At 40.9% G+C, this 14,758-nt stretch carries 11 protein-coding genes; 9 read left to right on the top strand and 2 right to left on the bottom strand.

Features of this window, described 5'->3' with window-relative positions; all coding sequences use genetic code 11:
• Positions 1-11: 11 nt before the first annotated feature.
• Positions 12-1,097 carry an NHL repeat-containing protein gene (locus tag ACQY4U_RS10100; RefSeq protein ID WP_428329271.1) on the top strand — a complete coding sequence of 362 codons (1,086 nt, stop codon included), beginning with the start codon at positions 12-14 and terminating at the stop codon, positions 1,095-1,097.
• Positions 1,098-1,172: 75 nt separating this feature from the next.
• Here the strand turns inward: ACQY4U_RS10100 and ACQY4U_RS10105 are convergent, their stop codons facing one another.
• Positions 1,173-2,354, bottom strand: coding sequence for an AIR synthase related protein (locus ACQY4U_RS10105; RefSeq protein ID WP_428329272.1), 1,182 nt, complete (start codon positions 2,352-2,354; stop codon positions 1,173-1,175).
• 62 nt (positions 2,355-2,416) lie between these two features.
• Here ACQY4U_RS10105 and ACQY4U_RS10110 point away from each other — a divergent pair, with 62 nt between their 5' ends.
• Positions 2,417-4,207: a chloride channel protein gene (locus ACQY4U_RS10110; protein WP_428329273.1), complete on the top strand. Its 1,791-nt coding sequence runs from the start codon at positions 2,417-2,419 to the stop codon at positions 4,205-4,207.
• 80 nt (positions 4,208-4,287) lie between these two features.
• On the opposite strand, the gene ACQY4U_RS10115 is transcribed toward ACQY4U_RS10110, so the two are convergent.
• On the bottom strand, positions 4,288-6,462 hold the full coding sequence (locus tag ACQY4U_RS10115) for a glutamine synthetase III (RefSeq protein WP_428329274.1): 2,175 nt from the start codon (positions 6,460-6,462) through the stop codon (positions 4,288-4,290).
• 547 nt (positions 6,463-7,009) lie between these two features.
• Between ACQY4U_RS10115 and ACQY4U_RS10120 the strand changes: the two genes are divergently transcribed.
• From ACQY4U_RS10120 to gloA2, 7 genes are all read left to right on the top strand, one after another.
• Entirely contained in the window at positions 7,010-8,629 is a 1,620-nt protein-coding gene (locus ACQY4U_RS10120; RefSeq protein WP_428329275.1) for an ammonium transporter, read from the top strand.
• 240 nt (positions 8,630-8,869) lie between these two features.
• Complete coding sequence (locus ACQY4U_RS10125; RefSeq protein ID WP_428329276.1) at positions 8,870-9,940, top strand: porin; 1,071 nt, start codon at positions 8,870-8,872, stop codon at positions 9,938-9,940.
• Between the two features lie 71 nt (positions 9,941-10,011).
• The gene (locus ACQY4U_RS10130) at positions 10,012-10,581 is read left to right on the top strand and encodes a DUF4468 domain-containing protein (protein WP_428329277.1); all 570 of its coding nucleotides are present in this window, start codon (positions 10,012-10,014) and stop codon (positions 10,579-10,581) included.
• 169 nt (positions 10,582-10,750) lie between these two features.
• Positions 10,751-11,566 (top strand): energy transducer TonB, encoded by an 816-nt coding sequence (locus tag ACQY4U_RS10135; protein WP_428329278.1) that lies wholly within the window; start codon positions 10,751-10,753, stop codon positions 11,564-11,566.
• Between the two features lie 78 nt (positions 11,567-11,644).
• Positions 11,645-12,049, top strand: coding sequence for a hypothetical protein (locus ACQY4U_RS10140; RefSeq protein WP_428329279.1), 405 nt, complete (start codon positions 11,645-11,647; stop codon positions 12,047-12,049).
• Between the two features lie 96 nt (positions 12,050-12,145).
• Positions 12,146-14,368: a phosphoribosylformylglycinamidine synthase subunit PurL gene (gene purL / locus ACQY4U_RS10145; protein ID WP_428329280.1), complete on the top strand. Its 2,223-nt coding sequence runs from the start codon at positions 12,146-12,148 to the stop codon at positions 14,366-14,368.
• Entirely contained in the window at positions 14,368-14,757 is a 390-nt protein-coding gene (gloA2, locus tag ACQY4U_RS10150; protein ID WP_428329281.1) for an SMU1112c/YaeR family gloxylase I-like metalloprotein, read from the top strand. Before purL ends, gloA2 begins: the two co-directional genes overlap by 1 nt.
• The last annotated feature ends 1 nt before the right edge of the window (position 14,758 follow it).

The raw sequence follows: 14,758 nt of genomic DNA on the forward strand, positions 1-14,758 counted from the left end.
AAAGATAATATATGAAACGATATAAATTTAATAATACTATAGCTATCGCATCTATTGTGCTATTGCCAGCCTTAATATTTACGGCTTGTAAAAAGGATAGCCCTGCTAAATCAGGCCCTACTGCAATCAGCACTACAGGTGTATTAAGTGTATTTGCAGGCAGCGGAGTTGCAGGTTCTGCAAATGGTGCAGCTTCTGTAGCAACATTTAACTATCCACAAGGCATCGCTTCTGATGCTGCCGGTAATTTTTATGTTGCCGATCAGGGTAATAACGAGATCCGTAAAATTAGCCCTGCTGGTGCTGTAACTACCTTAGCTGGTACCCTGGTTGCAGGTTCAACTAACGCTACAGCTATTGGTGTGTCTGCATTGTTTAATGCTCCTGCCGGTGTTGCTGTTGATGCAACCAATAATGTTTACGTTGCTGATTATGGCAATAACGCTATCCGTAAAATTACTGTTGCAACAGGTGCTGTAACTACCTTAGCGGGTGGTAAATCAGGTGCTGCTAACGGTACAGGTACTGCAGCAACTTTTAACGGCCCATCTGGTGTTGCTGTTGATGCAACCGGAAACGTTTATGTGGCTGATTTTTTAAATAACCAGATCCGCAAAATTACGCCTGCTGGTGTTGTAACCACGTTGGCTGGTTCAACAACTGCCGGTGCAGTTAACGGAACAGGTGCTGCTGCATCATTCAACGGCCCAAGAGGCGTAGCTGTTGATGCATCAGGTAACGTTTATGTAGCTGATGCAGGTAATAACCTGATACGCGAAATAAGCCCTGCTGGTGTAGTAACAACTTTTGCCGGTACAGGTGCAGCAGGTAATGTAAGCGGTGCAGCAAATGCATCAACCTTTTATTACCCAAGCGGCTTAACAGTTAACGCTAATGGTGATGTTTATGTGGCTGATGCGGTTAACAACCTGGTTCGTAAAATATCAGGCGGTACCGTAACTTCAATAGCCGGTTCAGGTTATGCAACTTTATCAAGTGCATTAAATGGCCCTACAGGTGTAGCGCTTGATCCTGCCGGTAATATTTATGTGGCTAACGACTTAGGTCAAACCATTAAAAAAATTGTTGCTCAATAATTGCAATAGTTTATATAAAACAAAAAACCCTGCTCAATTTAAGCAGGGTTTTTTTATGCAGAATATTTTTAAAACTTAATTGTAAACAAACTCACCAAACTCCGATGTTATGGTTACCTGTTTTTTATCGGCTTTTTCAACACGGCCAATAATCTGTGCCGCTATGCCGAAGCTTTCTGATATGCTGATCAGATCAGCAGCTATCTCTTCGGGTACATAAAGCTCCATACGGTGGCCCATGTTAAATACCTTGTACATTTCCTGCCAGCTGGTTTTTGACTCTTCCTGTATCAGTTTAAATAGTGGGGGTACAGGGAAAAGATTATTTTTAATGATATGCAGGTCATCAATAAAGTGCAGCACTTTGGTTTGTGCGCCGCCACTGCAATGCACCATGCCGTTTATCTGGCTGCGATATTTATCTAAAATAGTTTTAATAACAGGGGCATAGGTGCGCGTTGGCGATAATACCAGCTTACCTGCGGTAATAAATTTACCATCGCCGATAGCTATGGGGTCGGTAAGGTTTTTTGATCCCGAAAATATAAGGTCGTAAGGGATTGCCGCATCATAACTCTCTGGGAATTTATCGGCGATAGTTTTGTTAAACACATCATGCCTTGCAGAGGTAAGGCCGTTTGAGCCCATACCGCCGTTATATTCCTTCTCGTAAGTAGCTTGTCCATACGATGCCAGGCCTACAATTACATTACCAGGCTCTATGCGGTGGTTTGATATTACGTCGTCGCGTTTCATGCGGCAGGTAACGGTAGAATCCACTATAATGGTACGTACTAAATCGCCAACATCGGCAGTTTCTCCACCGGTTGAATAAATACCAATACCGGCATCCCTCAGTTCGGCCAGCACTTCTTCTGTTCCATTAATAATAGCAGCAATAACTTCGCCGGGTATCAGGTTCTTATTTCTGCCAATGGTTGATGACAGCAGGATATTATCAACGGCACCAACACAAAGCAGGTCGTCAATATTCATAATAATAGCATCCTGTGCAATACCTCGCCAAACAGAAATATCACCGGTTTCTTTCCAGTAAGTATAAGCTAAAGACGATTTTGTACCAGCGCCGTCAGCATGCATAATATTGCAATACGCGGGGTCTTTAGTTAATATATCAGGTATTATTTTGCAAAATGCTTTTGGGAAAATACCCTTGTCAATATTTTTAATAGCATTATGTACGTCATCTTTTGAAGCCGAAACACCCCTTTGATCGTATCTTTGCGAAGAAATCATGGGTCAAATATACTGTGTTATGGCATAAAAACCGTTATTTTGTGCACTCTCTCCTTTGAATTATGTTAAAAACAGTGTCCTATAAAATTAAAAAATGGCGATTACGACAAAATAGCCAGCGAAATTTTTTAATTTATTGCAGCGTTTTTGTTGGTTTTTTTGCCGGATTAGCTGCTGTTGCGCTAAAATTCCTGGTACATACCATGGAAGAGATCAGCCGGAATATCTCTTCGCATCTGCCATACCATATCATTTATGTTTTTTTACCTGCACTGGGTATTTTTTTAACGGTTGCTTACCAGCACCTTATTAACCGCGATAAAATTCAAAAGGGGATAGGCAACATCCTGGTCAACATTAAAAAAAACCATTCAAACATCAGGTATAATAATATTTATTCGCATTTAATTACCAGCTCGTTAACGGTGGGTTTTGGCGGTTCATCAGGGTTAGAGGCGCCAATTGTAAGCACAGGAGCAGCCATTGGTTCAAATACAGGTAAATTTTTTAACCTGAGCGACTATGAAAAAACTGTATTACTGGCCGCAGGCTCTTCGGCAGGTATCGCAGCTGTGTTTAACAGCCCTATTGCCGGGGTGCTGTTTTCGTTAGAGATTTTGTTGGGCGAGATAAGTATCCCCACATTTATACCATTATTAATGGCATCGGCAACTGGGGTGGTGGTATCAAAGCTTTTGTATTCGGGTCAGCTCTTTCACCTGGTTACCGAAGGCTGGGAGCTTAGGGCATTGCCTTTTTACATTGTATTAGGTTTATTTAGCGGGTGGATCTCGGTCTACATCTCAAAAGTAGGCGGCTTTTTAGAAAAAGGAATTCTTAAAAAACAAAACCGTTATGTGCGGGCATTGGCAGGTGGTTTATTTTTAGGCCTCATCATTATGATATTCCCTGCCTTGTTTGGCGAGGGTTATCATTATTTGCAGGCCATATTGAACGGCGATATCAATACCTTAAAAGAAGAATCATTATTTGCATCGTGGCTTTCATACCCGGTAGTAATGGCCATATTTATTGCCTGCCTTATATTTATGAAAATTATTGCAGCGGGCATTACCATTGGTGCAGGCGGTAATGGTGGTACATTTGCACCTACCATGTTTACCGGTGCATTTTTGGGTTTATTTGTGGCCTATTGTGTAAACCAAACCGGGCTGGTACATTTAAGTACCAGTAACTTTGTGGCCGTTGGTATGGCGGGTGCGCTAAGCGGTGTTTTACATGCACCCTTGACCGCTATATTTTTGATTGCCGAAATTACCGGTGGCTATGTATTGTTTATCCCGCTGATGATTGTTGCATCCATCTCTTATATTATAGCCCGGTTATTTAACCCGCATAACATGTACTGGCACGAACTGATCCATGAAAAAAACATTCATCCCGATCAGGATTATGATATGCTCAATGCCCTTACGCTTGATAGCCTGATCAATAAACAATTTATTGCCATAAGTAAGGATACCAGGATCAGGGATCTTTATAAATTGTTGTCGGCCAGCAATGCTAATATTTTTGCCGTGCTTGATAATGATAAAATGCTTGAAGGTGTGGTTTGGCTGGATCAGATCCGTAAGCAGATATTCGATACCGTAAGTGATATTAGCCAGGATAGTACTGTTGCTGATATTATGGTAGTGCCGCCGGCCATTATTGATTATAAAGACCCGGTAAGCAGCGCTATGGAACTATTTGATAAACTGGATGTATGGCAATTGCCTGTAATTAAAGATGAAGTATTTGTTGGCTTTATTTCAAAATCTACCTTGCTTGCCAAATACCGCGAAGAATTTATCAGGCAGCACCGGGAAGCAGATCTGTTCTCCCATGCATAAAATGGTCTGCCATTTAGCAACATAACAAAAGAGGCGTTTTACTTTAAGTAAAACGCCTCTTTTTAGTTTGATGAGCTGTTTTATTTGATAAACAGCAATTCCCTGAATTTTGGCAGCGGCCATAATGAATCATCAACCAATTGCTCCAGTTTGTCAACATGGTAGCGGATTGGCTGGAAAAATGGTTTTACCTTTTCATCATAATCAATAGCCTTGTCGCGTATATCATCAACGGTATTGGCCTTTTTACGGGCATCAACCATTTCTTCAATGTTTGATTTAATCAGGTTTACATGTTCAGATATTTTTACGATCAGGTCCAGCTGTGCTTTATAGGTATCCTTATCAAGCCCCAGGTCTTTTAATCCTTTCACGTTTTCAATCAGTTTGGTTTGATAGGCTATTGCTGCGGGCAAAATAACGTTTATACCTAATTCGCCAATAACGCGTGCCTCAATCTGTAATTTTTTGAAAAAGCTTTCCAATAAAATTTCATGGCGCGCATGCGCCTCTCTTTTTGAAAATACACCCGTATCCGAAAAAAGGAAATCTGTTTTGTCGGATATTAAAGCATCAAGTGCCCTTGGTGTGGTTTTTATATTTGGCAGGCCTCTTTTTTCTGCTTCTTTTTCCCAGTCGTCGCTGTACCCGTTACCTTCAAAGCGGATGCTTTTTGATTCTTTGATATACTTTTTGATCACGATCAATAAGGCAACATCCTTCTTTTCGCCTTTTTTGATCAGCTTATCCACATCATATTTAAACTTTTTAAGCTGATCGGCTACTATCAGGTTCAAAATGGTCATAGGGCTGGCCGAATTGGCTGATGACCCAACCGCTCTTAGCTCAAACTTATTTCCTGTAAATGCAAAAGGGGAGGTACGGTTACGGTCTGTATTGTCCTGTAGTATCTGTGGGATTTTTGGGATGCCCTGCCATAATAAAGCATCCTCTTTTATTTTTTTACTGATCCTTGAGGTTTCAATATCATCAAGCACATCATTGAGCTGTGTACCTAAAAAGATAGATATTATTGCCGGCGGTGCCTCATTTGCACCTAAGCGGTGATCGTTATTAACAGATGCTATTGATGCCCTTAACAGATCGGCATGTTCATGAACCGCCCTGATGGTGTTTACAAAAAAAGTAAGGAACATCAGGTTATTTTTTGGCGTTTTGCCCGGCGATAACAGGTTTTTACCTGTATTGGTTATCATCGACCAATTGTTATGCTTGCCTGATCCATTGATGCCTGCGTAAGGCTTTTCGTGCAGCAGTACTTTAAAGTTATGTCTTTTGGCAACACGGTCCATCAAATCCATCAACAGCTGGTTATGATCTATGGCCAGGTTAATTTCTTCGTAAATTGGGGCACACTCAAATTGCGAAGGCGCAACCTCGTTATGGCGTGTTTTTAAGGGGATACCTAATAATAAGGCCTCGGTTTCCATATCCTGCATAAAAGCATAAACACGCTCCGGGATCGAACCAAAATAATGATCTTCCAGCTGCTGGTTTTTGGCAGACATGTGCCCGAATAAAGTACGACCTGTTAAATAAAGATCGGGGCGGGCATTAAATAAGGCTATATCAACCAAAAAGTATTCCTGCTCAATGCCTAATGAGGCATTAACCTTTTCAATACTTTTATCAAAATAGTGGCATACATCAACAGCTGCCTTATCTAAAACGCTTAATGCTTTTAATAGAGGTACCTTATAATCCAGCGCTTCGCCGGTATAAGAAACAAATACGGTTGGAATACATAAGGTACGCCCCATAATAAAGGCAGGGGAGGATGGATCCCAGGCGGTATAGCCACGCGCCTCAAATGTATTACGGATGCCTCCGCTCGGGAAACTTGAGGCATCAGGCTCCTGTTGGGCAAGCGCATCGCCCGAAAACCTTTCTATCGCACCGCCGTCGCCTGTCGGTTCAAAAAATGCATCGTGCTTTTCGGCTGTTGAGCCTGTCAGTGGTTGAAACCAATGCGTATAGTGAGTTGCACCTTTACCCATAGCCCATGATTTCATGGCGGAAGCAACCTGCTCGGCCATATCACGCGGAATGGGTTCACCTTTTTCAATAGAATTAACAATACCCTGGTAAGCTTCAGACGAAAGAAATTCCTTCATCTTTTTTTTATCAAAAACATTTGCGCCAAAAAAATCTGAAATTTTATGCGAAGGAAACTTTACCTCGGGGATGCTGCGTGTAAGCACTGATTGTAATGCCTGAAAACGGAAATTAGCCATTGAATGGATTTTTATTAAAGGTTTTACATCAAAAATATAATTATCCTTTATAAATAGGTGTATTTAATAATAAATATAATCTTTGATTTTTTTCTGAAAAATTGCTTGAAATTATTGGTTATTTTAAGTTTAAAGTTAATTTTTATCAAATAATCAGCTTTTTTTAACATTTATTGGTATTTATACGACATAAAATAACCTTAATTGTTTCTTTTTGGTAGTAATTAAGCAATTATTTAAAAAAAATCACATCTAAAACTTATCTCTAACTTTTGTAATTGCTAAATATTCAAAAAAAGAGTTAAATTTTATGCTGTTTTTGCTATTTTAATAAAAGTTATGTTTTTCATGTTAATTTATTGTGTACTTATTTGGTTTTATTAAAATTCATCCATATTTTCATGGAAATATTTATAAAAAATATATAATTATTCAATTTTTAATAAAAAAAATGCAATAATTATAAGTTTCAAATAGATATTCCCCTGCTTTCGCTTATTCACCTTAAATAATTATATCAATCAAACTAAATTAAACTAAACAAACAATGAAAGTAAAATTTACAAAAGTAAACTTGCTCAGTTCAGTCCGACAACTGACACGTGAGAAATGGGCGCTGGGTGCTACCATCTTTGCTGGAAAAATGATAGGCTTAGGGCTTGTTGTATTAGCAATGATGATTTTGCCTGGTTTCTTTGGTACAAAAGCACATGCTGCTGCCGAAGTTTATACGGCACATGAAACAACCATGATGAACACAGTGAACACTGTTTGGACTTTAGTAGCTGCCTTCCTTGTGTTTGGTATGCAGGCTGGGTTCGTAATGCTTGAAGCAGGTTTTGCGCGTAAAAGAGAAACGGTTAACGTTTTAATGGAGTGCGTTTTTGATACTTGCCTTTGCGGTATTTTATTTTACGCTGTAGGTTATGCATTTATGTTTGGCCACGGTAACGGCTTTATTGGCTGGGGTGGTTTAGGCGCCGATGGTAAAACTATTACCAACTGGTTCTTTTTACAAAATACTCCTGCTACTTACGAAGCTACAGGTATCCCTGTTTTGGCTCACTGGATTTTCCAGTATGCTTTTGCTGATACTTGTTCAACTATCGTTTCTGGTGCTATGATCGGTCGTACCAGTTTCCGCGGAGATATTCTTTACAGTATTGGTATCACAGGTTTTATTTACCCAATAATTGGTCACTGGGCCTGGGGACCGGATGGTTTCTTAGCGTTAATGGGTTCTGCAGGTAATTTCTTGCCGTCATTAGGCCAGGGTTTCCGCGATTTTGCAGGTTCAACTGTAGTACACACTATAGGTGGTATAGCATCATTAGCCGGGGCAATAGTTTTAGGCCCACGCTTAGGCCGTGTATTTAAACGTGATGATAAAGAGAAAGGTGGAATGCCACCAGGACATAACTTATTAGTTGCTGCTGTGGGTGGTTTCATCTTATGGTTCGGCTGGTACGGATTTAACCCGGGAAGTACATTATCAGCAATGGACGGACAAGGTATTGGCCGCGTTGCTGCCAACACAACCCTTGCTGCCTGTGCCGGTGGTATGACAGCTATGTTTGCTGCACTATGGTGGGGCGGAACTAAAGGTAAATTTGATTTAGGCTTTACCGTTAACGGTTTCCTTGCAGGTTTAGTTGCTATTACATGCCCTTGCTACTGGGTTAGCCCGTTTGGCGCCATTATGTTAGGTGGTGTTGCAGGCTTTATAGTATTTGCAGGTATTTATTTAATTGAGTGGTTCCGTATTGACGATCCGGTTGGTGCAGTTTCTGTGCACGGTTTTGCTGGTTTGTGGGGAACTATCTCATTAGGTTTATTTGCATCAGGCCAGTACGGTGCTACAGGCCCTACAGGTGCTGATAACTCAGCCCCGGTTACAGGTTTGTTTTACGGTGGCGGTGCCAGCGTACTTGAAGCACAGTTAATAGGTACATTTACCATTGCGATTGCTGTATTTGTGGTAACATTTGTTATGATGTTTGCTATAAACAAATTAGGCCATCCTTGGAAATTACGTATCGAAGAGCATGGTGAACTTGGTGTTGGTGGTTTAGATGTATTTGACCACGGTATTGAAGTTTACCCTCCGCAAGACGAAGATGTTAGCTTAAGCGGCCTGTTTGAAAAAGGCACTAAAGTAACAGCTTAATACAATATTACAATCCATAATACGCCCTTGTGCGGTTGGTTAGTTGATCCTGATTACTACCCCACCGTTTATATCAACCGCACAAGGGTTTTTCGTTACTACACTGACACCAATTTACTAAAAATACCTGCTGAGCTAACTTGCATTATAGCTCAGACGGGATTTACTGTGCTTTAAATTATCAATCAATCAAACTAAATAATTCAAATCAACCAAACTAATCAAAATCCGTTACTTATCATGAAAAAAAGATTTCTACTCTTATCTGTACTTGCTGCATCCTTCTTCACCCTTAAAGCCCATGCAGCCGCTTTTCCAGCCGCAATGCCAGCCGATACTGGTAAAGCTGCAGCTGTAGATCCGCCGCTGGTGTTTTCAGGATCTGTTGATACTTATTACAAAGCCGATTTTTCTGGTCACCCAAACATTCCAACCAGTTTTGCCAATGAGAATAACTCGGTTTCAGTAGGTATGATCGATCTGGGCCTGAAGAAAAAAGTAGGCAAGGCATCATTTGTAGGCGAGTTGTCATTTGGTCCGCGTAGTGATCAATCTATCCCTACATCAGGATACCATATCCAAAACCTGTATGTTTCTTACGATGTTACCGATAAATTTAACCTTACAGCTGGTTACATGGCAACATTTGTTGGTTATGAAGTAATTTCTCCGACAGGAAACTTTAACTATTCTACTTCTTATTTATTTACCAACGGCCCGTTCCAGAATGCTGGTTTCAAGGCTACTTATGCTTTCAGCGATAAAGTAAGCTTAATGGCTGGTATTTTTAATAACTACTGGAATACTTATACTTCATACAGAAATACAGCTGCGGGTGCAGCAACAGCATCTGGCGATGTATCAACCTTTGGGGCGCAGTTAATGGTTTCCCCGGTTAAAGGCTGGACAGCTTACGTTAACTTAGTTACCGGATCGTACTCAGGCACAGAAGTGGACCTTACAACTACCTATCAAATAACAGATGCCTTTAAATTAGGCTTAAACGGCGCAACATTTTCAGCACCAAACAATGGTGGTGGTTTTGAAGGCGTAGCTCTTTACCCTCAGTTAGCAGTTTCAAAAGTTGTTACCTTTGGTTTAAGAGGTGAGTATTTTAAAGTTAAAGATGATGGCGGCGATGTTAAAGCCATTACCATAACTTCAAACATTAAAGCAGGCCCGTTAACTATCATCCCCGAGATCAGGTTTGATAGCAAAAGCGACAAGTTCCCTGCAACATTTACTGATAGCAGTTTAGCTGCAACTAACCATGCATCACAATTTGTGCTTGCTGCGGTTTACGCATTCTAATCAATCAGTCAATTTGTTATTTTTAAAGCCGTTGCCATTTATGGCAGCGGCTTTATATTTATATTTATACCATGAAAAGAATATTATTGATCGCAGTACTTTTTCTGTTTGCCAAACTTGCCAGTGCACAAAAAAACTTACTGGCTATGGATGAGCATAATAAGTATATTTATTACCAGGTGGTTGATATGCCGCATACCCCGTTAGATAGTTTAAAAGCAAACGCGGCAGAATTTGTACGGACAGAATATCCTAAAATAAAAACAAAAGAGAGCGAGGGCAGCACCAGTATTGCCGATAAGTTTTTAACCTATGCCGCCTTTGTAAAGCACGAAACCGGGGAGATTGATTATAACATAACCATTGAGTGTAAGGATCATAAATACCGGTACTGGTTAACTGATTTTGTATTTACCCCTTATCAGAAAGACAGGTACGGCAATTTTGTACCCCAACAGGGCATAAGCATCCCGCTCGAAAACGTATATGTAAAATTTGATAAAAAAGAAGCCACCGGCTACCTTGACCAAACAGGGGCGTTCAGCAAAAAGCTTGGCGAAAAATTAAAATTGTATATGACCAATGCCCCCGCGCCGAAAAAAGCAGAAATCGTAAAAAAAGTGGTGACTGATAAGTGGTAGTTTAAATACACAATGTTGCATTTAAATATGATTTTATTAATAAACTATAGTTTTAGTTGTCAATATTAATAAGTTTATATTCAGTTGATTGAAATAATTCTAAAAGTAACAATGTTGCAATAACAAATATTGCCGTAGCGTTATAATAGAAAATTTAATTTCAATCACTATGCTTATCTCAAAATTTGATTTGTACAAGTCCGAGTGGCTCGATCTTGTATTTGACAACCGTAACAAAGAGTACGGCGCTTACGAATTAAGGCAGCACTATGCCAGTACCATGGTAAAAGCAATGGGCATTACCTTTTTAGGGATCTCATTAATGTGCGGTGCTGTTATAGTTTTTACAACTGTGAAACCTGTTTATCACATTGTAGAGGTTGTAAATAAACCCATTGTATTACCGCAACCGCTTCCGCCCATCAAAAAAATTGAGAAACCTGCCGATCCCAAACCATTAAAGGCAGAGGCGCCAGCGCCGGCAGCGCCTACCACAAGGGATGTGCCACCGGTTGTAGTGGTTGATGCCAAGGCAGAAAAGCCCGTTGTAAATGCACAGATACAAGGCGCAATAGGTACCGAAACCACTAAAGGAACGGGAACAGCAATTAATGCTACGCCAGTTGATCCTCCGGGTGGTACGGGCGTTGCACCTGATGAAAGTGTACACACTTTGAACGGACTTGATTTTATGCCCGAACCTGTTGGCGGTGCCAACGCATGGGCTAAGTTTTTAAGTAAAAACCTGAGATATCCACCTGTTGCGCAGGAAGAAGGGGTAAGCGGCCGTGTTTATTTAAGTTTTGTTATTGAAAAAGATGGCAGCCTTTCAAATATAACAGTTGACAGGCCAGCTGGGCATGGTTTTGACGAAGAAGCCCTGCGCGTATTAAAATTGGCAAAAGCCTGGAAACCCGGCACACAAAACGGGCAGCCCGTACGTGTAAAATATACTATCCCCATTAATTTTCAAGTATCTGAATAAAAACCAAACCTTGTCACAAGCATCCGGCTCATAGCTTTAAAACTATGAGCCGGATTTTTTAAATTTATCATCTCAATCATGAATAAAACGGTTGTTGTAGTTACTTTATTGATATTAGTATCTGTTGGTATAAATGCACAGGATTTTAAAGGGACAAACAGGAAGGAAAAACAAGTTTTAAAATTGATTAATTCGCTCCCGGAAGTTATAAAGGAAAATCAAACTCGCAAAAAATTACACTTATCTGTGTTTTTGAAAGCCTATATTCAAAATATACCAAACAAAACAGATGATTGCTATTATGTGACGATAAGTGAAGAAAAAGGAGAGCGGCTATTTACCTATGATTGGTATAAAGTTAACAGCCATACTTATGCAGTTAGCTACTACGATGTAATCAATAACAAAGCCATTTCTTTAAAAGAATGGAGAATGCACAAAAAGCATCAGCCTATAAAGAGCTACCACCACTTAGCAAAATAGGGTTTGAATTTCCCTGCAAAAACGTTTCGCCTTTTACCTTTCTCCTTTCACCTTTTTTCTTAATTTTGTGCATCCTTTCAGAAAACAATATTAACATTGGAGCACCAGGAATTAACCACCGTTGAAACCGCTAAAGACTTAGGTTTACTACCCGAAGAATTTGAACGTATAAAAGAAATATTAGGGCGCGTGCCCAACTTTACCGAACTGTCTATTTTTTCGGTAATGTGGAGTGAGCACTGCTCGTACAAAAACTCTATCACCTGGCTAAAAACCTTACCAAAGGATAGCCCGCGTATGCTGGCTAAAGCAGGTGAGGAAAATGCTGGTTTAGTTGATTTGGGCGGCGGCATAGGTTGCGCCTTTAAGATCGAATCGCATAATCACCCATCGGCATTAGAGCCTTACCAGGGCGCTGCAACAGGTGTGGGCGGTATTAACCGTGATATATTTACCATGGGTGCAAGGCCAATTGCACAGCTAAACTCACTTCGCTTTGGGGATTTAACCCTTGACCGTACCAAATGGTTAATAAAGGGTGTGGTTAAAGGAATCAGCCATTATGGTAATGCCTTTGGTATCCCAACCGTTGGCGGCGAATTGTTTTTTGATGAATGCTATAACGTTAACCCGCTGGTTAATGCTTTTTCGGCAGGGATTGTGAAAGCTGGCGAAACCGTATCCGCAACATCGTATGGTGTGGGTAACCCGGTTTACATAGTGGGTTCGGCAACGGGTAAAGATGGTATACACGGTGCGGCTTTTGCATCTAAGGATATTACAGAAGATTCTGTTAACGATCTGCCAGCTGTACAGGTTGGTGATCCTTTCCAGGAAAAACTATTGCTTGAAGCTACCTTAGAAGTAATAAAAACAGGTGCCGTTATAGGTATGCAGGATATGGGTGCGGCGGGTATTATCTGCTCAAACTCTGAAATGTCTGCCAAGGGCGAGCATGGTATGGTTATCTACCTTGATAAAGTACCAATGCGCCAGGAAAACATGAAACCTTACGAGATCCTGCTTTCTGAATCACAGGAGCGCATGCTTATTGTGGTTGAAAAAGGCCGTGAAAAAGATGTAGAAGCTGTTTTTGATAAATGGGATTTAAATTGTGCCATTATTGGTGAAGTAACCGATACCCAACGCCTTGTTTATTACATGAATGGCGAAATGGTTGCCGATGTACCTGCCTTTGACCTTGTTTTAGGCGGTGGCGCACCTATTTACGAACGCGAATACCGCGAACCTGCTTACTTTGCAGAGAACCAGAAATTTAAAATTGAAGATGTTGAGGAACCAGCTGATCTGATCGCTGTTGCTGAACACTTAATAGGCCATCCAAATATTGCATCAAAAAGATGGGTAACTGACCAGTACGATTCAATGATCGGTACATCAACAATGACCACCAACCGCCCGAGTGATGCGGCTGTAGTTGCGGTTAAGGATACCGATAAAGCCATTGTTATTACGGTTGACTGCCATTCAAGATATGTGTATGCCGATCCGCAAAAAGGTACGGCAATAGCCGTTGCCGAAGCCGCACGTAACATAACCTGTGCCGGTGGCGAGCCGGTTGCTATAACCAATTGCCTTAACTTTGGTAACCCTTACAAGCCCGAAGTTTACTGGCAGTTTGTGGGTGCCATTAAAGGTATGGGCGAAGCCTGCCGTAAATTTGAAACCCCGGTTACAGGTGGTAACGTGAGTTTTTATAACCAGTCGTCAGATGAAGGCCCGGTATTTCCTACGCCTACTATAGGTATGCTTGGAGTTATGGATGACCTGTCGAACTTTATGACATCAGACTTTAAACAGCCCGGCGACATTGTTTATTTAGTTGGCGAATCGGTTAATGACATTGCTTCATCGCAATACTTAGCATCATACCATAAAATACTTAAAGCACCGGCACCATATTTTGATATTGATAAAGAATATGCAATGCACCAGGTAGTAAAACAGCTGATCCAGCATAAGGTTATCCAGTCGGCACATGATGTGTCTGATGGTGGCTTGTACGTTACCCTGGTTGAATCTGCAATGCCAAACGGCTTGGGCTTTGAAATTGAAACTGACAGCTCTATACGTAAAGATGCTTTTCTTTTTGGTGAGGCACAGGGCAGGGTAGTGGTAAGTATAGCACCGGATGATCAGGAACGTTTTATTGAAATGATGGCAACCAGCGAGGTTGATTTTACCATGCTTGGAACGGTTACCAATGGAAACCTGAATATTGATGAAGAGCTTTTTGGTAACATCACCGATATTAAAATGGTTTACAATAACGTATTGCACGAAATATTAGGCGCATAATGCTTAAGCTGAACCGGGTACATCATATAGCTATTATATGTGCAGACTATGAAAAGTCCAAACATTTTTACAGTGAGGTACTTGGTTTAAAAATACTACAGGAGGTTTTCCGCAAGGAAAGAAACTCTTATAAGCTTGATCTGGAAGTGGGCGACCAATACCAGATCGAGCTTTTTTCATTTCCTGATCCGCCTGCAAGGCCATCCCGGCCAGAGGCAGCTGGACTACGCCACTTAGCTTTTGAAGTTGATGATGTAGCGCAAGCCGCAGCCCATATTGAAGCCGCCGGAATAGCTATTGAACCTATCAGAACAGATGAGTTTACCGGTAAACGCTTTACCTTTTTTGCCGACCCGGATGGGTTGCCTATTGAGTTTTATGAGAAATAAC

The sequence above is a fragment of the Mucilaginibacter sp. genome (assembly GCF_965277465.1).
Taxonomy (GTDB): Bacteria; Bacteroidota; Bacteroidia; order Sphingobacteriales; family Sphingobacteriaceae; genus Mucilaginibacter.

Excerpts from the sequence above, each read along its gene's own strand:
- ACQY4U_RS10120 (WP_428329275.1), top strand. The coding sequence starts at position 7,010 with ATGAAAGTAAAATTTACAAAAGTAAACTTGCTCAGTTCAGTCCGACAA.
- gloA2 (WP_428329281.1), top strand. The coding sequence starts at position 14,368 with ATGCTTAAGCTGAACCGGGTACATCATATAGCTATTATATGTGCAGAC.
- ACQY4U_RS10110 (WP_428329273.1), top strand. The coding sequence starts at position 2,417 with ATGTTAAAAACAGTGTCCTATAAAATTAAAAAATGGCGATTACGACAA.
- ACQY4U_RS10100 (WP_428329271.1), top strand. The coding sequence starts at position 12 with ATGAAACGATATAAATTTAATAATACTATAGCTATCGCATCTATTGTG.
- ACQY4U_RS10115 (WP_428329274.1), bottom strand. The coding sequence starts at position 6,462 with ATGGCTAATTTCCGTTTTCAGGCATTACAATCAGTGCTTACACGCAGC.
- ACQY4U_RS10105 (WP_428329272.1), bottom strand. The coding sequence starts at position 2,354 with ATGATTTCTTCGCAAAGATACGATCAAAGGGGTGTTTCGGCTTCAAAA.
- ACQY4U_RS10125 (WP_428329276.1), top strand. The coding sequence starts at position 8,870 with ATGAAAAAAAGATTTCTACTCTTATCTGTACTTGCTGCATCCTTCTTC.
- ACQY4U_RS10140 (WP_428329279.1), top strand. The coding sequence starts at position 11,645 with ATGAATAAAACGGTTGTTGTAGTTACTTTATTGATATTAGTATCTGTT.
- ACQY4U_RS10135 (WP_428329278.1), top strand. The coding sequence starts at position 10,751 with ATGCTTATCTCAAAATTTGATTTGTACAAGTCCGAGTGGCTCGATCTT.
- ACQY4U_RS10130 (WP_428329277.1), top strand. The coding sequence starts at position 10,012 with ATGAAAAGAATATTATTGATCGCAGTACTTTTTCTGTTTGCCAAACTT.